16 protein-coding genes and 1 tRNA gene are annotated in these 20,787 nt (G+C 62.2%); 12 read left to right on the top strand and 5 right to left on the bottom strand.

What is annotated here, in order from left to right:
• Positions 1-74 precede the first annotated feature (74 nt).
• From LGQ03_RS00005 to LGQ03_RS00015, 3 genes are all read right to left on the bottom strand, one after another.
• Positions 75-149: transfer RNA gene (locus tag LGQ03_RS00005), tRNA-Gly, on the bottom strand.
• Positions 150-377: 228 nt separating this feature from the next.
• On the bottom strand, positions 378-3,821 hold the full coding sequence (locus tag LGQ03_RS00010) for a pyruvate carboxylase (RefSeq protein WP_226746758.1): 3,444 nt from the start codon (positions 3,819-3,821) through the stop codon (positions 378-380).
• Between the two features lie 69 nt (positions 3,822-3,890).
• Positions 3,891-5,024, bottom strand: a complete 1,134-nt coding sequence (locus LGQ03_RS00015) for an alpha-hydroxy acid oxidase (protein ID WP_226747250.1) — start codon at positions 5,022-5,024, stop codon at positions 3,891-3,893.
• Between the two features lie 152 nt (positions 5,025-5,176).
• Here LGQ03_RS00015 and LGQ03_RS00020 point away from each other — a divergent pair, with 152 nt between their 5' ends.
• The gene (locus tag LGQ03_RS00020) at positions 5,177-7,588 is read left to right on the top strand and encodes an ATP-dependent helicase (RefSeq protein ID WP_226746759.1); all 2,412 of its coding nucleotides are present in this window, start codon (positions 5,177-5,179) and stop codon (positions 7,586-7,588) included.
• Here the strand turns inward: LGQ03_RS00020 and LGQ03_RS00025 are convergent.
• Complete coding sequence (locus tag LGQ03_RS00025; RefSeq protein ID WP_226746760.1) at positions 7,585-8,184, bottom strand: LysE family translocator; 600 nt, start codon at positions 8,182-8,184, stop codon at positions 7,585-7,587. The genes LGQ03_RS00020 and LGQ03_RS00025 overlap by 4 nt on opposite strands.
• 71 nt (positions 8,185-8,255) lie before the next feature.
• Here LGQ03_RS00025 and LGQ03_RS00030 point away from each other — a divergent pair, with 71 nt between their 5' ends.
• On the top strand, positions 8,256-8,708 hold the full coding sequence (locus tag LGQ03_RS00030) for an Lrp/AsnC family transcriptional regulator (RefSeq protein WP_226746761.1): 453 nt from the start codon (positions 8,256-8,258) through the stop codon (positions 8,706-8,708).
• Positions 8,709-9,217: 509 nt separating this feature from the next.
• Here LGQ03_RS00030 and LGQ03_RS00035 read toward each other — a convergent pair.
• A complete protein-coding gene (locus LGQ03_RS00035; protein ID WP_056032087.1) occupies positions 9,218-9,427 on the bottom strand; it encodes a DUF1127 domain-containing protein in 210 nt (69 codons plus the stop codon).
• A 232-nt stretch (positions 9,428-9,659) separates the two neighbouring features.
• On the opposite strand from LGQ03_RS00035, the gene LGQ03_RS00040 reads away from it, so the two are divergent.
• The 10 genes from LGQ03_RS00040 to murD all read left to right on the top strand — a co-directional run bounded on the left by LGQ03_RS00040 (position 9,660) and on the right by murD (position 20,782).
• Entirely contained in the window at positions 9,660-10,748 is a 1,089-nt protein-coding gene (locus tag LGQ03_RS00040) for an Mrp/NBP35 family ATP-binding protein (RefSeq protein WP_226746762.1), read from the top strand.
• A gap of 696 nt (positions 10,749-11,444) precedes the next feature.
• Complete coding sequence (locus LGQ03_RS00045) at positions 11,445-11,882, top strand: division/cell wall cluster transcriptional repressor MraZ (RefSeq protein WP_143056786.1); 438 nt, start codon at positions 11,445-11,447, stop codon at positions 11,880-11,882.
• A gap of 10 nt (positions 11,883-11,892) precedes the next feature.
• Complete coding sequence (gene rsmH, locus LGQ03_RS00050; protein WP_090158870.1) at positions 11,893-12,864, top strand: 16S rRNA (cytosine(1402)-N(4))-methyltransferase RsmH; 972 nt, start codon at positions 11,893-11,895, stop codon at positions 12,862-12,864.
• On the top strand, positions 12,864-13,223 hold the full coding sequence (ftsL, locus tag LGQ03_RS00055; RefSeq protein ID WP_090159196.1) for a cell division protein FtsL: 360 nt from the start codon (positions 12,864-12,866) through the stop codon (positions 13,221-13,223). Before rsmH ends, ftsL begins: the two co-directional genes overlap by 1 nt.
• Positions 13,220-15,004 carry a peptidoglycan D,D-transpeptidase FtsI family protein gene (locus LGQ03_RS00060; RefSeq protein ID WP_226746763.1) on the top strand — a complete coding sequence of 595 codons (1,785 nt, stop codon included), beginning with the start codon at positions 13,220-13,222 and terminating at the stop codon, positions 15,002-15,004. Before ftsL ends, LGQ03_RS00060 begins: the two co-directional genes overlap by 4 nt.
• A gap of 19 nt (positions 15,005-15,023) precedes the next feature.
• Positions 15,024-16,517, top strand: coding sequence for a UDP-N-acetylmuramoyl-L-alanyl-D-glutamate--2,6-diaminopimelate ligase (locus LGQ03_RS00065; protein ID WP_226746764.1), 1,494 nt, complete (start codon positions 15,024-15,026; stop codon positions 16,515-16,517).
• Positions 16,514-17,929 (top strand): UDP-N-acetylmuramoyl-tripeptide--D-alanyl-D-alanine ligase, encoded by a 1,416-nt coding sequence (locus LGQ03_RS00070; RefSeq protein WP_226746765.1) that lies wholly within the window; start codon positions 16,514-16,516, stop codon positions 17,927-17,929. Before LGQ03_RS00065 ends, LGQ03_RS00070 begins: the two co-directional genes overlap by 4 nt.
• Before the next feature lie 27 nt (positions 17,930-17,956).
• The gene (gene mraY / locus LGQ03_RS00075; RefSeq protein WP_056031059.1) at positions 17,957-19,039 is read left to right on the top strand and encodes a phospho-N-acetylmuramoyl-pentapeptide-transferase; all 1,083 of its coding nucleotides are present in this window, start codon (positions 17,957-17,959) and stop codon (positions 19,037-19,039) included.
• A 1-nt stretch (position 19,040) separates the two neighbouring features.
• Positions 19,041-19,388: a hypothetical protein gene (locus LGQ03_RS00080; RefSeq protein ID WP_226746766.1), complete on the top strand. Its 348-nt coding sequence runs from the start codon at positions 19,041-19,043 to the stop codon at positions 19,386-19,388.
• Complete coding sequence (murD, locus tag LGQ03_RS00085; RefSeq protein WP_226746767.1) at positions 19,385-20,782, top strand: UDP-N-acetylmuramoyl-L-alanine--D-glutamate ligase; 1,398 nt, start codon at positions 19,385-19,387, stop codon at positions 20,780-20,782. The genes LGQ03_RS00080 and murD overlap by 4 nt, the downstream gene beginning before the upstream one ends.
• Positions 20,783-20,787: the final 5 nt, after the last annotated feature.

Consider the following 20,787-nt stretch of genomic DNA (forward strand, 5'->3'; position numbering starts at 1 on the left):
GAACGCCCGACCCTAACCTTGGCAAGGTTATGCTCTACCCCTGAGCTACGCCCGCGCACCAGTTCGGTTCTTGATGGAGCGGGCGAGGCGATTCGAACGCCCGACCCTAACCTTGGCAAGGTTATGCTCTACCCCTGAGCTACGCCCGCATCATCAAGTGAGGCAGGCTTTACCGTCCCGGCTTTTTGGCTGCAAGTGGATTTTTTGCACAAAGGCGACTTAAGTTTTCGAAAGTCCCCCGTGACGCCGGATGTCGCTGTTTGCGGCACGCCGCAAAGACGCCCCACCCGCCGTCCCGCAGGTGCATCATCTTGCCCGAAATACTCCGGGGGAGCGCCGCAAGGCGCGGGGGCAGCGCCCCCGGCACCCTTTGTCTGTCAGTCTTCGAATTCGATCAGCAGATCCTTGGCATCGATCTGGGCACCGGCTGTGACATGCACTGCCTTGACTACCGCGTCACGGTCGGCGTGGATGCCGGTTTCCATCTTCATTGCCTCGATGGTCAGCAACAGGTCGCCCTGTTTGACCTTTGCGCCAACCTGTGCGGCGACAGAGGCCACCACACCCGGCATCGGCGCGCCGATGTGGTTGGGGTTGCCCAGTTCGGCCTTGGGGTTGCTGACGCGGTCGGCGGCAGCCAGACGGTTCAGAACACGGATCGTGCGCGGCTGACCGTTGAGTTCAAAGAAGACCTTGACCTCGCCGTCCTCGCTCATCTCCGACACGGCCTGCATGCGTACTTCCAGCGTCTTGCCCGGGTCGATTTCGGCGCTGATTTCTTCGCCGGGTTCCATCCCGTAAAAGAACGTCTTGGTCGGCAGCGTGCGCACCGGACCATACAGATCGTGACGTGCCGCATAGTCTGTAAAGACCTTGGGATACATCAGGTAGCCGTTCAGATCCTCGTCGTCGATCGCGGTGCCCAGCTTGTCGGCCAGCTCGCTCCGCGCGGCCTCCAGATCAACGGGCGGCAGATGTTTGCCAGGACGGTCGGTGCTGGGTTTCTCGCCCTTGAGGATCTTTTTCTGGATCGCGTCGGGCCATCCGCCCGGCGGCTGGCCCAGGCTGCCGCGCATCATGTCGATCACCGAGTCGGGGAATGACACATCGACCGATGGGTCTTCGACCTGTGCGCGAGTAAGATTCTGGCTGACCATCATCAGGGCCATGTCGCCCACCACCTTGGATGACGGCGTGACCTTGACGATATCGCCGAACATCCGGTTCACATCCGCATAGGTCTGGGCGACCTCGTGCCAGCGATCCTCGATGCCGAGGCTGCGCGCCTGTGCCTTCAGGTTGGTGAACTGCCCACCGGGCATTTCGTGCAGATAGACCTCTGACGCGGGGGCCTGAAGGCCGGATTCAAAGGCAAGGTAATGCGCGCGGACCTGTTCCCAGTAGTTCGAGATTTCGCGGATCGCTGCAATGTCGAGGCCGGTATCGCGGTCGCTGCCGCGCAGCGCCTCGACGATGGACCCCAGGGTCGGCTGGCTGGTATTGCCGGACAATGCGTCCATGGCGGCATCGACGCAGTCCACGCCAGCGGCGGCTGCCGCGAGGACGGTCGAAATCGCGGCCCCTGAGGTGTCGTGCGTGTGGAAATGGATCGGCAGGCCGACCTCTTGCTTCAACGCCTTGAACAGCTGCGCCGCCGCCGGTGCCTTGAGCAGGCCCGCCATGTCCTTGAGGCCAAGGACGTGTGCGCCGGCCTTTTCCATCTCCTTGGCCATGCCGACGTAGTATTTCAGATCGTATTTCGCCCGGTCGGGATCCAGCATGTCGCCGGTGTAGCAAATCGTGCCTTCGCAGACCTTGCCGCTGTCAATCACCGCATCCATCGCAACGCGCATGTTTTCGACCCAGTTCAGGCTGTCGAACACGCGGAACACGTCGACGCCTGATGTGGCGGCCTGCGCGACAAAGCTTTGGACCACGTTGTCGGGATAGTTGGTATAGCCAACACCGTTCGAGGCGCGCAGCAGCATCTGCGTCATGACGTTGGGCATCTTTGCGCGGATATCGCGCAGACGCTGCCACGGGCATTCCTGCAGGAACCGGTAGGCCACATCAAAGGTGGCCCCCCCCCAGCATTCCACGCTGAACAGACCGGCCATCTTGGTGGCATAGGTCGGGGCGATGGTGACCATGTCGATGGACCGCATCCGGGTCGCCAGCAGCGACTGGTGACCGTCGCGCATGGTGGTATCGGTGATCAGCAGCTGCGGCTGGTCCTTCATCCATTGGGCGACCGCGGCAGCACCGTCACGATCAAGGATCTGGCGCGTGCCGTCGGGCACATCGGAGGCTGTCTTGACCGGGGCTTTCGGCATTTTCACGTCTGCCGCTGGCCGCGGACGGTTGGCCGTTTCGGGATGCCCGTTCACGGTGATGTCGGCGATATAGGTCAGGATCTTCGTGGCGCGGTCGCGGCGCGCCTTGAAATCGAACAGTTCCGGCGTCTCGTCGATGAATTTGGTGTGGTATTCGTTGTTCAGAAACGTCGGGTGTTTCAGCAGGTTTTCGACGAATGCGATGTTGGTGCTGACGCCGCGAATACGGAATTCGCGCAGCGCGCGGTCCATGCGGGCGATGGCCATTTCGGGCGTCGGCGCACGGGCGGTCACCTTGGTCAGCAGGCTGTCGTAGTAGCGCGTGATGACCGCACCGGAATAGGCGGTGCCGCCGTCCAGGCGGATGCCGGGGCCGGTGGCTGAGCGATACATCTGGATACGGCCGTAATCGGGGATGAAATTGTTCTGCGGGTCCTCGGTCGTGACCCGGCATTGCAGGGCGTGGCCGTCCAGCTGGACATCATATTGCGACGCACAACCGGTCGCCTCGACGATGCTTTTGCCTTCGGCGATCAGGATCTGGGCGCGCACGATGTCGATGCCTGTCACCTCTTCGGTGACCGTGTGTTCGACCTGCACGCGGGGGTTCACCTCGATGAAATAGAATTCGCCCGAGTCCATATCCATCAGGAATTCGACCGTGCCTGCGCATTCATAGTTCACATGGGCGCACAGCTTCTTGCCCAGGTTGCAGATACGCTCGCGCTGCGTTTCGGACAGGTAGGGGGCTGGGGCGCGTTCCACGACCTTTTGGTTGCGGCGCTGGACGGAACAATCGCGTTCCCACAGGTGATAGATTTCGCCGTGGCTGTCGCCCAGGATCTGCACCTCGACGTGGCGGGCCTTCATGATCATCTTTTCCAGATAACCCTCGCCGTTGCCGAATGCGGCCTCGGCCTCGCGGCGGCCCTCGCGGACTTTTTCCTCCAGCTCGGATTCGTTCATGATCGGGCGCATGCCACGACCGCCACCACCCCAGCTGGCCTTGAGCATCAGGGGATAGCCGACCTCGGCTGCCTGCTTCTTGATCAGGGCCATGTCCTCGCCCAGCACTTCGGTGGCGGGGATGACCGGCACGCCGGCCTCGATGGCGACGCGGCGGGCACTGGCCTTGTCGCCCAATTCGCGCATCGTCTTTGCCTTGGGGCCGATGAACGTGATGCCCGCCGCCGTGCAGGCGTCCACGAAATCCGGGTTTTCCGACAGCAGGCCATAGCCCGGGTGAATAGCATCGGCGCCGGCCATCTTGGCCACGCGAATGATCTCTTCGATGGACAGGTAGGCGGCAACCGGGCCCAGACCCTCGCCGATGCGGTAGGCCTCGTCGGCCTTGAACCGGTGCAGCGACAGCTTGTCCTCTTCGGCAAAGACGGCGACCGTCTTTTTGCCCATCTCATTGGCCGCCCGCATGACCCGGATCGCGATTTCGCCTCGGTTTGCAATCAGTATTTTCTTGAAGTCGGCCATGATGTGATCCTTTCGCAGTTGCAGCATTGTTAAGCGGTGCAACGGGGATGTCCAGTGTTGGTGTTAGCGTTAACGGACCCGCCGCGATGGAAGCTCGGACAGTTTTCGCGTCCCCAGTTGCCCCATATTGGCGATGATGTCCTGTTTGAGTATGTCGATGACATGCGCGGCCCCCGCGTCCCCGATCGCGCCAAGACCATAGTGGAACGCGCGGCCCAGCATCACGAAATCGGCCCCCAGCGCGATCATGCGCAGAATATCCAGACCGCCCTCGATCCCGGAATCGCATATGATCGGCAGGTCGGTGGCTGCACTGATAGCGGGCAGCACGTCCGCTGTTGCAGGGGCGGCGGCGAACTGCCGCCCTGCATGATTACTGACCCAGATCGCATCGACCCCGGCCTCGCCCAGGCGGGGGACGTCGCCTGCATCCAGCACGCCCTTGACCACCAGTGGCCCATCCCAGGCTGCCCGCAGCGCATGCAGATAATCCCAGTCGGGCGAGGTGCGCAAAAGATAGCCTGCGTGTGCCGTGGACGGCAGGGCGGCGGTGGTATCGCTGTAGCTGTCGATCAGCCGCATGCGCGGCATGCCCGTCTGGCGGATGCCGTTCAGCCAGGCCGGACACATCGCCGCCTGCATCGCCAGCCGGGGCGTCAGGCGCGGCGGGTTCGTCAGGCCGCCGCGTGTCTGCCGTTCCCGGCGTGATGCGACGGGCACATCCACCGTCAGGACCAGCGTGCCGAATCCGGCGTCGCGGGCGCGGCGCAACATGTCGGCGCGGATCTGCGGATCGCGGGGCGGATAGATCTGGAACCAGGCATGTTCGCCCAGATGGGGGGCGACGTCATCTGGGGTCTGGGTCGCGACAGTGGACATGCCGTAAGGGATGCCTGCCGTGGCGGCGGTGCGTGCCAGCAGACGTTCCGCGCCTGGCCAGACCAGCCCGGACATGCCGACCGGGGCGATGCCGAATGGCAGCGGATAGGTGGCCCCCATCATGCTGACGCTCAGGTCCGGGGTAAATTCACCGTGCAGGATCGAGGGCTGCAACAGCACGGCGTCCAGTGCCGCGCGGTTGCGGGCCAGCGCGGACTCATCACCGGTTGCCGAGTCCAGATATTCCCAGACAAAATGCGGAATCCGGCGGCGCGCGCGGGCGCGCAGATCGGCGATGGCGGGATAGCGGCTGTGCAGGTTCATGCGAGCCACGCTAGGGCTTTGCATCAGAGGATGGAAGTCGTGACGATGCGGATATCGCTGCGGCAAGAGTTTTGCAAAAGGGACGTCGTGTTGCGTGAACGAAACGTGAACGAGGGGTTTCTTTGTTTTACGCGAAGCATTAAGAAAGAGGGATGAATGATTTTTCAGAAGATGACGCATTCGAGGCCGCCGTGCCGCTGTCGCAACGGGCGCGGGCAGGGGGTGTGGCTGCACGCTTTGGCGGGAATGCCGCCTATCTGGACGGGCTGAACCCCGCGCAGCGCGCTGCGGTCGAAGCGCTGGACGGTCCTGTTCTGATGCTGGCGGGTGCCGGCACCGGCAAGACCCGCGCGCTGACCGCGCGGATCGCGCATTTGTTGCATACGGGAACCGCCCGCCCGAATGAGATTTTGGCGGTGACGTTCACCAACAAGGCCGCACGCGAGATGAAAAACCGCGTCGGCCGCCTGATGGGCGAAACGGTCGAAGGCATGCCGTGGCTGGGCACATTTCACGCGATCTGTGTGAAGCAGTTGCGTCGTCATGCCGAACTTGTCGGGCTGAAGTCAAATTTCACGATTCTGGACACCGACGACCAGTTGCGGTTGTTGAAGCAGTTGATCGTTGCAGGCGGCATCGACGAAAAGCGCTGGCCGCCGCGCATGTTGGCCGGGATCATCGACGGCTGGAAAAACAAGGCCTATGGCCCCGACAAGGTGCCATTGGCCGAGGCCGCCGCATTCGATCACAAGGGGGTCGAACTCTACGCGGCCTACCAAGCCCGGCTCAAGGACCTGAACGCCTGCGATTTCGGTGACCTGTTGCTGCATATGGTCACGATCTTTCAGACGCACGAGGATATCCTGCGCCAGTATCAGCGCTGGTTCCGCTACATCCTTGTGGACGAATATCAGGATACGAACGTGGCCCAGTACCTGTGGCTGCGCCTGCTGGCCTCTGCGCATAAAAACATCTGCTGCGTGGGCGACGACGATCAGTCGATCTATGGCTGGCGCGGGGCAGAGGTCGGCAACATCCTGCGGTTCGAGACTGATTTTCCGGGCGCCACAGTCGTCAAGCTGGAACAGAATTACCGCTCCACGCCGCATATCCTGGCCGCGGCATCGGGTGTGATCGCGTCCAACAAGGGGCGTCTGGGAAAAACGTTGTTCACCGACGCCGAAGACGGCGAGAAGGTCCGCCTGATCGGCCATTGGGACGGCGAAGAAGAGGCCCGCTGGATTGGAGAGGAAATCGAGGCGCTGCAACGTGGCACGCGCGGGCAGGACCCTGTCGGCCTGGACAACCAGGCGATCCTCGTGCGTGCCAGCCACCAGATGCGCGCGTTCGAGGACCGGTTTCTGACCATTGGTCTGCCGTACCGCGTCATCGGCGGTCCGCGATTCTATGAACGTTTGGAAATTCGCGACGCGATGGCCTATTTCCGCCTTGCCGTGTCCCAAGAGGATGATCTGGCGTTCGAGCGGATCGTGAATACCCCCAAAAGGGGCTTGGGCGACAAGGCCGTGCAGACGATCCAGCGGGCCGCGCGCACCAATGGAGTAAGCCTTGTCGAAGGTGCCCGCATCGTGGTGCAGGGCAAGCTGTTGGGTGGCAAGGGGCTGCGCGAGCTCGGCGTGCTTGTCGACGGATTGGACCGCTGGCACGCGCAGGTCAGGCAGGAATCGGACACCCATCAGGAACTGGCCGAAATGATCCTGGATGAATCCGGCTACACTGGCATGTGGCAAAACGACAAGACGCCAGAAGCACCGGGTCGTCTGGAAAACCTCAAGGAACTGGTCAAGGCGCTAGATAACTTTGAGAACCTGCAGGGTTTCCTCGAACATGTCGCGCTGATCATGGACAACGAGACCGAACAGGACGGCGAAAAGGTCAGCATCATGACCCTGCACGCCGCCAAGGGTCTGGAATTTCCCGCCGTGTTCCTGCCGGGATGGGAAGACGGATTGTTCCCGTCCCAACGGTCGATGGATGAAAGCGGGTTGAAAGGCCTCGAAGAGGAACGCCGCCTTGCCTACGTCGGGATCACGCGGGCCGAAGAGATCTGCACGATTTCCTTTGCGGCCAACCGCCGGGTTTACGGGCAATGGCAATCGGCGCTGCCGTCGCGGTTCATTGACGAGCTGCCCGAGGATCACGTCGAGGTGCTGACGCCGCCGGGGCTGTACGGTGGCGGCTATGGCGCGGCGGGCATGTCCACCAACGCGTCGCCCAAACTGCGCGAAGAATCCATGTCGGACCTGCACCAAAAGGCGCATGACGCGAATGTCTACAATTCTCCGGGGTGGCGACGGTTGCAGGCGCGGGGCCAGACCCGTGGCGTGTCGCAACCGGCCGAGGCGCGCAACATGACGATCGACATGACGGCCGTGAGCGCGTTTACAACCGGCGACCGGGTATTCCATACCAAGTTCGGTTACGGCGAAATCAAGGGGATCGAGGGCGACAAGCTGTCTATCACCTTTGACAAGGCGGGTGACAAACATGTGGTCGCGAAATTCGTTGTGGCCGCAGATGCCGCGTCGGATGTGCCGTTCTAGTGCCAGATCATCGGGATCAGCGATGCCATCAGCAGTGCGGCCATCGTCACGTTGAACGCGCGTAGCCTGCGGGCGGTGCCCAGAAACCTGCGGACCTGCACGCCAAGGGCCGCCCAGATGGTGATCGCGGGCAGATTGGACAGCAGGAACACGCCAGCCACGATCAATGAGCCCACCCAGACGGGGCGGTCCTGCGGGGCAAATGCGGTAATCGCAGTGATCCCCATGACCCATGCCTTTGGGTTGACCCATTGAAACGCGGCGGCCTGGAGAAACGTGAACGGCTTGCCCTTGACCTGCGAGGTCTCTGGCGGGACCGCTGTCGCGATTTTCCATGACAGCCACGACATATACAGCACCGCAAGCACGGTCAGGATCGTGTTCAGCACGGGATAGGCCGTGAACACCCGCAACAAGATCAAGCCGATCATCGCCACCATAAAGGAATGGCCCAGACTGATGCCGAACATATGCGGGATCGTCCGGCGAAATCCGTAGTTCGCGCCGGACGCCATCAGCATCAAGTTGTTCGGCCCCGGTGTGACCGAACTGACAAAGGCAAACTGAAAGAGCAGGTAGAGCGTGACATTTTCCATCTCACAATCATACCGCGTATCAGATTGCACTGGATTGCAAAGATGGTGCCTAAATTGCTAAATTTGCATTTATGAACGAAATTGACAGAATAAACGCTGAAATATTGCGTGCGGTGGCCGCGGATGGACGCATCAGCAATCTGGAGCTGGCAGACCGCGTCGGCCTGTCACCGTCTGCCTGTCTGCGGCGGGTTCAGGATCTGGAACGCCGCGGCGTGATCCGCGGCTATCGTGCGCGATTGGACCCTGTGCAGACTGGACGCGCCTTTGTGGTCTATGTGGCCGTGGGGCTGTCAGAACACACCAAGGCTGCGCAGCAGGCGTTCGAGCACGCAATGTCGATCGCGCCGGACGTGGTGGAATGTCACAATGTGGCAGGCGCATTCGAATACATGCTGCGGGTCGAGGTGGCGGATCTGCCCGCCTACAAGGCGTTTCATTCCGATACCCTGGGCACCGTGCCGCATGTGCGGTCGATCACAAGCTATATGGTGATGGGAAGCCCGAAGGACCTGCGCGCCTGATTTAAATTCAGACCACAAATGAAAAAGGCGACGCGCGGGAGGAGGTGCGCATCGCCTTTCCATTTGTGAGCGCAAACCTCGGGGAGGAGGTCGGGCTTGCGCCGGCGTCGGGCCCTCCGGGAGGAGGTAGAGGGTTCCGACGATGCGGACTGCCGCGGGAGGAGGTGCAGCGTCCGTATGCAAATTCAGGGTGCGGTGATGGCCGGGAGGAGGTGACCACCACCGCTGTCTGCATGGGTCCGACCGCAGGGAGGAGGAGAGCGGCGGACCCAGGTCTTTACCCAAATATCCGGCTGGGAGGAGGTAGCCATCTATCCGGGTCATCCGGGCCACCGCGGGAGGAGGTGCAGCGCCCGTATTCTGTTGTTCAAAACGGCGACCCCAACACGGGGAGGAGGTCGGTCAGGGCCGCCGCTTTGTGTTATGCGCGCCCACCTGAAGGGAGGAGGTGGCGGGCGGCGCTGTCAGGTCGGAACCAGGGAGGAGGTTGGTTCTTTCCCGATTGGAATTCAGTTGCCGTAGGCTGCTTCGGTTGCGATGCTGCGGATCATCGAGCGGGAGATGCCCAGATCGGCCAGTTCGCGGTTGGTCAGCGCGGAAAGTTCGTTTACCGTGTTGCGATAGACGCGGCGCTTTGCAGCGGCGTCGGCGATCTGCTTGCGCAAACCAGCGAAACGCTGGGTCAGGGACGGCGCGACGTTCGTGTTTGTGTAAGCCATGTTGTTTCTCGTCTTTGTTGTGTTCAGCGTTGTTTGCTGCTTGTGACCAATATCTAGGATTATGCTGCACCTGCACAATAGCTGTCTCGTCAATGCTGCTATGCAGCAGGCGCAAGTTACTCTAGGTCTGTTACAAATCCTTTACGCTTGGGTTTTCGGGGCACTTGCACCTTGGGCACGCCGGGACCAGTGTGCGCGCGGTATCGCATGACCGCATCGAAGGGGGCACCGCATGGCGCTGGATAAACAGACAATCACATCGGAACTGGGGCGCGTCGGTCTACCGGACGGCGGTGATCTGGTATCGCGCGACATGATCCGTGCGCTGACGATCGATGGGGGAACGGTCCGTTTCGTGATCGAGGCACCGGACGCTGCAACGGCCGCGCGCATGGAACCGATCCGCGCGGCGGCGGTGGACATTGTTCGGGCGATTGACGGTGTGACGGATGTTTCTGCCGTTCTGACCGCGCACAGTGCGCCCAAAACCGCGCCAGCGGGGGCAGGCGATGCGCCTCCCAGTCTCAAGGTGGGGCGTCATCCGACGCCGCAGGCCGGTCCCGTGCGTGTGGCCGGGGTCGATCGCATCCTGGCAATCGGGTCTGGCAAGGGTGGCGTGGGCAAATCGACCGTATCATCCAACCTCGCTGTCGCGCTCGCGCGGCAGGGGCGGCGGGTCGGTCTGCTGGATGCCGATATATATGGCCCCAGCCAGCCGCGCATGATGGGGGTGAACAAACGCCCCGGCAGTCCCGACGGCAAGCGGATCATTCCGTTGCAGGCGCACGGTGTCACCATGATGTCGATCGGTCTGATGGTTGACCCGGCCAAGGCAGTGGTCTGGCGTGGGCCAATGCTGATGGGGGCATTGCAACAGATGCTGGGGCAGGTGGAATGGGGCGAGCTGGATGTTCTGATCATCGACCTGCCACCCGGAACCGGCGACGTGCAACTGACGCTGGCGCAGAAAACCGAACTGACCGGCGCCGTGATCGTCAGCACACCGCAGGACGTGGCGCTGCTGGACGCCCGCAAGGCAATGGACATGTTCCGCACGCTCAAGACGCCGATCCTGGGTCTGGTGGAAAACATGAGTACCTTTCATTGCCCGCATTGTGGTGAGGAAACCCAGATATTCGGTCACGGCGGTGTTGCCCACGAGGCCGAGGCGCTGGGTCTGCCGTTCCTGGGTGCTTTGCCCATTGATCTGCAAACCCGTGTGTCAGGTGATGCCGGCGTGCCTGTTGCGGCTGGCGAGGGTCCTGTTGCCGACGCCTATGCCGCGCTGGCTCGGCGGTTCATCGACGGCGGCATGGCCTGACGGGATACCGCGACCCGGATTCGCCGATAGATTCTGAATCTCTGTGAATCGCCTTGGACATCGTCCGGGGCGTTTCCGATTCTCAGCTTTACGCCGGAAAAATTCTGCGATTCTGTGCGCTATAGGGTCTTGACTGATGCGTGATCGACACGACGACCCTCCGACTCGCAGCGACAATGAAAACTTTTTTTGGCCATTGTGAACTTTCTGGAACCGATCAAATTTCAACTAGATGTAGTGTTTTTTATCCACAGGGGCGGTAAATGTATTTTTCTGTCTGTGGATAACCTACGGATCACGGCCGCGTGAATCGGTGTGATGTTCAGCGTGATTCACAGAATTCCCATTTTAGGCGTTGCCGGATGATAGGTGACATGGCACAACTGGCTCACGGTAACGACGGGCAGACAAACAAGGGGCGCCAAAGACCCCACCGGCAAAAAGTCAGGTTTCATACAGGCCTCGTTTTTACTGAAAAAGCGATCCGGCGCGCGAGCGAGCAGACATCCCCCCAGATGGCGCGCGCAGCTGGTCCCGCCCTTACTCCAAAGGGCACGAGACGGCGGGTTGAGTAGTGGCAGCTATCTCAATCCGCCGTTTCCACATTCAAGGACGCATTTGGGGCGGGCAGGAAGGATCACGGTGGACCTGGGTTTTACAGGCCAGTTTCAGTCGAAAGTGGATGGGAAGGGGCGCATGTCCATCCCGGCCAAATTTCGACGCGTGATCGAGGCCGGCGACCCCGAATGGTCCCCCGACAAACCCATGCAGGCCAAGATCCTATTCGGCAATCATCTGGGCGAAAGCCTGCAGATCATGACCATGACCGAATTCAACGCCAAGATGCGGCGGATTCTGGACATGCCCGACAGCAACCCCAACAAATCCAAGCTGCGCCGCCTGTTCATGGGCTATTCGGACGAATTGACCGTCGACAAGGACGGGCGCGTCGTGATGCCACTGGCGTTTCGCAAGAAGTTGGGCATCGTCGAGGGCGAGCTGAAATTCATGGGGCAGGGCGATTCATTCCAGATCTGGAAGCTCGAGAACTTCGAAGGTGAGGTTGACGCCCCGCTGGATGACTGGATTGAAGAGCAGGGTGCCGATTTCGACCCGATGAGCCTGGTCGATTAGGGTCTGATTGATGTCATCTGCCAGCGACGCCCCCCACATTCCGGTTCTGATCAACGCGATCATCGACGCCTGTGCGCCGATAGCCGGCACTTGGCTGGACGGGACATTCGGGGCAGGCGGTTACACCCGCCGCCTGCTGGATGCAGGCGCCGACCGGGTCATTGCGGTGGATCGCGATCCGCTGGCATTCGAGATGGCGCAGGACTGGATTGCAGGCTACGGCGACCGCATCACCTGTGTTGCTGGCGAATTTTCCAAACTGGACACCTATGCGCAGGACCTCGACGGGGTGGTGCTGGATCTGGGCGTGTCGTCGATGCAGCTGGATCTGGCAGAGCGCGGGTTTTCGTTCATGCGTGACGGCCCGCTGGACATGCGTATGTCGCAATCGGGACCTTCGGCGGCTGATCTGGTGAACGGGGCCGAGGAATCGGAACTGGCAGACATCATCTATCTTTACGGTGAGGAACGGATGAGCCGCCGGATCGCGCGGTCGATTGTTGCGGCCCGGCCCATCACGACCACGCTGCAACTGGCAAAAATCGTCGAATCCTGTCTGCCGCGCGCGAAACCGAACCAGTCGCATCCTGCGACGCGGACATTCCAGGCGCTGCGCATCGCGGTGAATGACGAATACGGTGAATTGGCCGAAGGCCTGATGGCGGCTGAACGCGCATTGCGCCCCGGCGGTCAGCTGGCCGTCGTGACATTTCATTCGGTCGAGGACCGCATGGCCAAACGCTTCATCCAGGCGCGCAGCGGAACGACGGCAAATGCCAACCGCTATGCCCCCGCACTGGAAGAGGTCACACCCGCCTTTACCCAGAAAACCCGCAAGGCGATCGCGGCAGATGCCGCAGAGGTCGCGGCCAACCCCCGTGCACGTTCGGCCAAATTGCGGGTCGCCACCCGCACCGACGCCCCGGCCGAATCCATCGCCCGCGCCGACCTGGGCATGCCACTGAGGAAATCAGAACGATGATGCGTTTCGTGATGTATATCGCCGCTGCCCTGGCCGTGATGGGGCTAGGGTTCTGGGCCTATCAGGAAAACTATCGCACGCAGACGGCGATCAAGGACGTCCGCCGCCTTCAGGCGCAGATCGGCGATGCGCATGAACGTCTGGGCATGCTGCGTGCGGAATGGGCTTATCTGAACCGCCCGGACCGACTGACCGATCTGGCAGAGCTGAACTTTGACCGGCTGGGTCTGCTGCCGTTGTCGCCCGACAGCTTTGGTGACGCGCGCTATATCGTCTATCCGATCCCTGATATCCTGCCGATCACCAACCCCATCGATGTGACCTCGATCGGTCCATCTACCGAGGAGGACCCGTTGTGATCCGCACGCCGCTGCGCCCGCTTGCCCGCGTCCTCAAGGCCCGCGAGACGGGCGAGGACCCGTCCGCCATCGAAAAGGAAAACCTGCGACTGCGGCACGAGGCGATGGCCGATCGCAGCCGCGCCCGGGCGGAATCGCGTTTGCTGATCCTGGGCGCTGCCTTTGCCTTGGCGTTTGGAACCATCGGGGTGCGGATGTCCACGCTGGCCGGCTCGATGCCCGAGGAACCGCGCGTCGTGGACAGCGGCAATCCCATTATCGGCCAGAGAGCCGACATCGTGGACCGCAACGGGCGTATTCTGGCGACAAATCTCGCGACGCACGCATTGTATGCGCAGCCGCACCAGATGATCGAACCCGAACGGGCGGCACGCGAACTGGCCGAAATCTTCCCCGATCTGAACGAAGAACGGCTGCTCAAGGACTTTACCGGTTCGCGCAAATTCGTTTGGGTCCGCCGCCAGATTTCGCCCGAACAATTACAGCAGGTGCACGATATCGGGTCGCCGGGTCTGTTGTTCGGACCGCGCGAAATGCGACTGTATCCCAACGGGCCGATTGCGGCGCATGTACTGGGCGGCGCGTCCTACGGACGCGAAGGCGTGTCCAGCGCCGAGGTCATCGGTGTTGCCGGGATCGAACGCCGGTTCGACGACCTGCTGCGTGATCCCGCCAACGAAGGCGCACCGTTGGAATTGTCGCTGGATCTGACCGTGCAGGCCGCTGCCGAAGAGGTGCTGGCAGGGGGGATGGCATTGCTCAATGCCAAGGGTGCGGCATCCATCATTATGGATATCCATTCCGGAGAGATCATTTCGCTGGCCTCCTTGCCGGATTTCGATCCAAACAATCGCCCGCCCGTGCTGACCACGGGCGACCAGTCCGACAGTCCGTTGTTCAACCGCGCTGTCCAGGGGGTCTATGAGCTTGGTTCGACCTTCAAGATTTTTGCCGTCGCTCAGGCGATGGAACTGGGGCTGATCAATCCTGCTACGATCATCGACACCACTGGGCCGCTGACCTTTGGCCGCCAGCGGATCCGCGATTCTCACCGCATGGACCCCGCCATGACCGCGACCGATGTGATCGTGGAATCGTCCAACACCGGCACGGCCCGCATCGCCCTGCAAATCGGTGGCCAGCGGCAAAAGGAATTCCTTGCGGACCTGGGCCTGACCGAACCCACGCTGATCGAATTGTCAGAGGCACCCTCAGGGCGTCCCCTGCTGCCGCCGCGCTGGGGCGAGGTGAACACGGCCACGATTTCATTTGGCCACGGCCTCTCGACCTCGCCGCTGCATCTGGCACAGGCCTATGCGATCATCGCCAACGGTGGCACGCGGGTGACGCCGACCCTGTTGCGGCGTGATGCGGCGCAGGTCGGTCCGCGCGTCATGCGATCAGAGGTTGCGTTGCGATCCGTCGATATGCTGCGACAGGTGGTGACACGCGGCACCGCCTCGATGGGCGAGGTCGCGGGCTATCAGGTCGCGGGCAAGACCGGGACGGCCGACAAACCAAAGGCCAACGGCGGTGGCTACTACGACGACAAGACCATCACGACCTTTGCATCGCTCTTTCCTGCATCCGATCCGCAGTATGTGGTGGTCGTGACGTTGGACGAACCTGTCGAAAGTGCGGGCGACGATCCGCGGCGCACGGCTGGTTGGACCGCGGTGCCGGTCGCGGCGGAAATGATACGGCGCGTCGCACCGCTGATGGGAATCAGACCACAGATTGAACCCACCGTGCAGGCTAGTGTAACACTCTCCTCGAACTGACGCCCGCCGGAGAACGACAATGTCCGAGATCAAGACCCTGCTGGACCTCGGCCTGCACGCGCGTGGCGGTCGGAACCCCCGCATTCTGGGTGTCGAAACCGACAGCCGCGCGGTCAGGCGCGGTTACCTGTTCGCGGCCCTGCCGGGCACGACGGTCCACGGTGCGGCCTATGTCGAAAAGGCGTTGTCGCAGGGCGCTGCTGCCATCCTGACGGATGCCGCAGGTGCGGCACTTGCCGCCGATGCGCTGGCCACCAGCGATGCGGCGCTGATCGTCGCGCAGGACCCGCGTCAGGCGCTGGCGCAGACCGCGTCGCTGTGGTTCGGGGCCCACCCCGAGGTCATGGTCGCCGTCACCGGCACGAACGGGAAAACCTCTGTCTCGACCTTTACCCGGCAGATCTGGGAATTGCTGGGCTATGCGGGGATCAACCTTGGCACGACGGGGGTCGAAGGCGCCTGGACTGCGCCCTTGCATCACACAACACCCGATCCGGTGACGCTGCACCGCGTGCTGGCCGAGGCCGAAGAGGACGGCGTGACCCATGCCGCGATGGAGGCATCATCGCATGGTCTGGATCAGCGGCGTCTGGACGGCGTCGTGCTGGCGGCCGCCGGATTTACGAACTTTACCCAGGATCATCTGGATTATCACGAAACATTCGACGCCTATTTCGAGGCCAAGATGGGCCTGTTCACCAGGGTGCTGACGCAGGACGGCGTGGCGGTCATCAACCTTGATGATCCACGCGGCCAAGAGGTTGCCAGCCTGTGCACCGCCCGCGGGATCGAGGTGATCGGCACGGGCCGCAGTCCCGATGCGCGGTTGCGGATCGTGGGCCAGCGTTTTGACGATACCGGCCAGGATCTGCAGCTGATGTGGCAGGATCGTCCGTTCCGCGCGCGTCTGAACCTGATCGGCGGATTTCAGGCCGACAATGTCGTCGTGGCCTGTGGTCTGGCGATTGCGGCGGGTGCCATCGCCGGGGACGTGTTTGCGACCCTGGACAGGCTGACGACCGTGCGTGGCAGGATGCAGCTGGTGGCAACCCGTGAAAACGGCGCGCCGGTCTTTGTCGACTATGCGCATACTCCTGATGCGATCCAGACGGCCCTGCGCGCGATGCGGCCGCATGTGATGGGTCGTATCGTCGTGGTGGTGGGTGCCGGTGGTGACCGCGACAAGGGTAAACGCCCCCTGATGGGGCAGGCGGCGGCCGCCAATGCCGATCTGGTGGTGGTGACCGACGACAACCCCCGGTCCGAACGGCCTGCCGACATCAGGGCTGCGGTCCTGTCGGGGGCGACCGCACAAGACAGCGCCGAGGTGATCGAGGTGGGCGACAGGGCCGAGGCGATCCTGCGCGGGATCGACGCGCTTGGCCCCGGCGATGCGCTGCTGATTGCCGGCAAGGGACACGAGACAGGTCAGGTCGTCGGCGACACGGTGCTGCCATTCGACGATGCCGAACAGGCCAGTGTCGCCGTCGCCGCACTGGAGGGGCGGATATGACCGTGCTGTGGACCAGTGCCGACGCGGTGGCGGCCACCGGCGGCACGACGACGGCAGACTGGCAGGCGCAGGGCGTGTCCATCGATACCCGCACGATTCAGCCGGGCGATCTGTTCGTGGCGTTGACTGCGGCCCGTGACGGACATGATTTCGTGGCACAGGCACTTGAAAAAGGGGCTGCTGCGGCCCTCGTCACCCATCGCCCCGCAGGGGTTGGCGATGACGCGCCGCTGTTGATCGTGGGCGATGTTCTGGGCGGGCTGGCTGATCTCGCGCGGTTCGCGCGCGCCCGCACGGCTGCACGGATCGTTGCCGTCACCGGATCGGTGGGCAAGACATCGACCAAGGAAATGCTGCGCGCCGCACTTGCCCCGCAGGGGGCGACCCACGCCGCAGAGGCGTCATACAACAACCACTGGGGGGTGCCGCTGACGCTGGCCCGCATGCCTGCCGATTGCACCTATGCGGTGATCGAGATCGGCATGAGCAATCCCGGCGAAATCGCACCGCTGTCGCAACTGACACGTCCGCATGTGGCCCTGGTCACTACCGTTGCGGCTGCCCACCTCGAGGCGTTCGAAAATCTGGCGGGCATTGCCCATGAAAAGGCGTCCATCGTCGCGGGTCTGACGGCGGGTGGCACCGCGATCCTGAATGCGGATTTGGACACATCCGACATCTTGCGCGATGTTGCCGCGCAATACGGGGCTAAAATTGTTACATTTGGAACCTCGGGCGATTGGCGGGTTGGTGATGTGCGCATCACAGATGCGGCCACGATCATCGAGGCGCGGCATGCCGAAACAGCATATCTGTGCAAACTGTCCGTGCCTGGCCGCCATTTCGCCATGAACGCCGTCGCCGTTCTGGCCGTGTCCGATGCGCTGGGGGCGGACCCCGCGCAGTCGGCCATGAACCTGGGGCAATGGCTGCCGCCGCAGGGCCGCGGCACGCGCGAACAGGTGATCGTCGACCAAGGCCAGGATGGTGGCACGATTGACCTGATCGACGATGCCTTTAACGCCAATCCCACATCAATGACGGCAGCGCTGGAGGTTCTTGCCGCCAGCACGCCGCGCGATGGCGTCGGTCTGATCCAGACCGGCCGCCGTATCGCGATCCTGGGGGACATGCTGGAACTGGGACCGGACGAGATACAGATGCACGCGGACCTCGCGGACTGCCCGCATCTGGCGGCGCTGACCACGGTCCATTGTGCCGGGCCGCGCATGCGCGCGTTGTTCGACGCTCTGCCGGCCGACCTGCGCGGCCAATGGACACCGCAGGCCGATGACATGGCCGACGCCGTCATGGGCCTGATCGACGCAGGCGATGTTGTGCTGGTCAAGGGATCCAAGGGATCGCAGGTCTCTCGCGTCGTTGACGCCATCCGAAAACTCGGGCATCGCTGACGCGCGGTCCAGCAAGGGAACCACATTATGCTTTACTGGCTCACAGCCCTGTCAGACGGCGGCGATTTTTTCAATCTTTTCCGCTATATCACGTTCCGCGCGGGTGGTGCGTTCATGACGGCGCTGGTGTTCGGGTTCATCTTTGGCCTGCCCTTGATCAATGTCCTGCGCCGCACGCAGGGCAAGGGCCAGCCGATCCGCAGTGACGGACCCGAGGGGCATTTCGTCAAGGCGGGCACCCCGACCATGGGGGGGCTGCTGATCGTGGGGGCGCTGACGACCTCGACACTTTTGTGGGCGCGGTGGGACAATCCCTATATCTGGATGGTGCTGTTCGTGACGCTGGGGTTTGCTGCGATCGGCTTTGCCGATGATTACGCCAAGGTCAGCAAGCAGAAAACCGACGGCGTCCCCGGCAAGGTGCGTCTAGGTCTGGGATTTGCGATCGCGGCGATTGCGGCCCTCTGGGCATCGTATTTTCATCCCGAGACCCTGCAATTCCAGCTGGCTGTGCCGGTTTTCAAGGACGTGTTGATCAACCTGAGTTTCTTTTTCGTGCCATTCGCGATGATCGTGATCGTGGGGGCCGCCAACGCGGTGAACCTGACGGACGGTCTGGACGGCCTGGCCATCATGCCTGCGATGATTGCGGCGGGCACCTTTGGCATCATTGCTTATTTCGTCGGACGTGTGGATTTCGCGGACTCGCTTGGCCTGCATTATGTTGCGGATTCTGGCGAGATTCTGATTTTCTGTGCGGGCCTGATCGGCGGGGGGCTGGGGTTCTTGTGGTATAACGCGCCACCGGCTGCCGTGTTCATGGGGGATACCGGGTCGCTGGCCCTGGGCGGTGCGCTGGGTGCAATCGCCGTGGCCACAAAGCACGAGATCGTGCTGGCCATCGTCGGCGGTCTGTTCGTGGTCGAGGCGCTGTCGGTGATCATCCAGGTGCTGTATTTCAAGCGGACAGGCAAACGTGTGTTCCTGATGGCCCCGATCCACCACCACTACGAGAAAAAGGGCTGGGCCGAGCCGCAGATCGTGATCCGCTTCTGGATCATCGCCCTGATCCTCGCGATGATCGGTCTTGCGACACTCAAGGTGCGGTAGCGTGGAAATAAGCCCATGGATGAAGCGACTTGAGGAAGCTGGTTCAACAATCCTAATTGCCTTGGGAATTGGAGCGGTTTGTATCTACAGCGCCAAGCTGCATTTATTGTCAAATTCGTCTGATTTTGATCCGGTTTCATTTATTCTTGGCTGGATAGGGTTAGCTTCTGCCGCAATCATTCACATCGCACTGATTTGTATTGGGTACTTGCGACTTAGTATTGCAGCGCAGGCATTGGGCAGCGGTGGGCACAAACTTATTGGGTGGATCGCCTATTGGGCGACCCCTGTTGCAGTTTTAGCTGTTGAGTTTCAAATGTTTGGCTTATTTATTGAGGCACTTTCATGATCCCCGTTCAGGGTTTTTCGGACCAATCCGTCGCGGTTCTAGGCTTGGGACGATCTGGCCTTGCGGCAGCGCAGGCGCTGCGTGCGGGCGGGGCGCGGGCCATCGTCTGGGACGACAGCCCGCGTGGGCGCGAGGCGGCAGAGCTTGAGGGTTTCGAGGTCCGCGACCTGACGCGGCCCGGCGCATTCGACGGAATTGCGGCGCTGATCGTCAGCCCCGGCATCGCGCATCTATATCCGGCCCCCAACCCGGTCATTGCGGCCGCATGGGATGCGGGCGTGCCGGTCGACAATGACATCGGCCTGTTTTTCCGGTCCTTTGCCACTGACGATTGGGACGGATTCGACACGCAGCCACGGGTGATTGCCATCACCGGCAGCAACGGCAAATCCACCACCTCGGCCCTGTTGCATCACATCCTGGCCGAAAACGGCAGGCCGACGCAGTTAGCGGGCAACATCGGGCGTGGCGTGCTGGATATCGAACCGGCCCACGACGGTGAAGTGGTCGTGCTGGAACTGTCATCCTATCAGACCGAACTTGCACGGCATCTGACCCCGGATGTGGCTGTGCTGACCAATATCTCACCGGATCATCTGGACCGCCATGCAGGTCTGGGCGGCTACTTCGCGGCCAAGCGCCGGCTGTTTTCCGAAGGCGGCCCGGACCGCGCGGTGATCGGCGTGGACGAGGATGAGGGACGCTATCTGGCCAACCAACTGGTTGCCGACGTCAGTGACGACCGGCTGATCCGCGTGTCTGTCACCCGCAAGCTGGCGGATGGCTGGACGGTCTGCGCGAAAAAGGGGTTCCTGACCGAAAACAGGCGTGGTCGTCAGGTGGCGTCCATCGACCTGCGTGCGATCGCCGGATTGCCGGGGGCGCATAACCACCAGAACGCCTGCTGCGCCTATGCTGCGGCCAGAACGCTAGGCCTGGGGCCGCGCGGGATCGAGGCTGCGATGCGCAGCTATCCCGGTCTGCCGCACCGGTCGCAGGTCGTGGCGGAACGGGATGGTGTGACCTATGTAAACGACAGCAAGGCCACCAACGTGGATGCCGCGGCAAAGGCGCTTCAGGCCTTTGGCCGAATCCGGTGGATCTGCGGTGGATTGCAAAAGGAAGGCGGTCTGGCCGGGCTTTTGCCGCATCTGGGTTCCGTGGCCAAGGCCTATGTCATCGGCCGCGAGGCAGAGGATTTCGCCCGCCAGTTGTCGGGTGTCACGGCGTCAATCTGCACGACGATGGATCACGCGGTGGCCGAGGCCATGGCCGAGGCCGAACCCGGTGATGTGGTCCTGTTGGCACCTGCCTGCGCATCCTTCGATCAATACGACAGCTTTGCCGCGCGTGGCGATCATTTCGCGGAACTGGTTACGGACGCATTGCACTAGCGGCC

The sequence above is a fragment of the Loktanella gaetbuli genome (genome assembly GCF_020531945.1).
Taxonomy (GTDB): domain Bacteria; phylum Pseudomonadota; class Alphaproteobacteria; order Rhodobacterales; family Rhodobacteraceae; genus Loktanella; species Loktanella gaetbuli.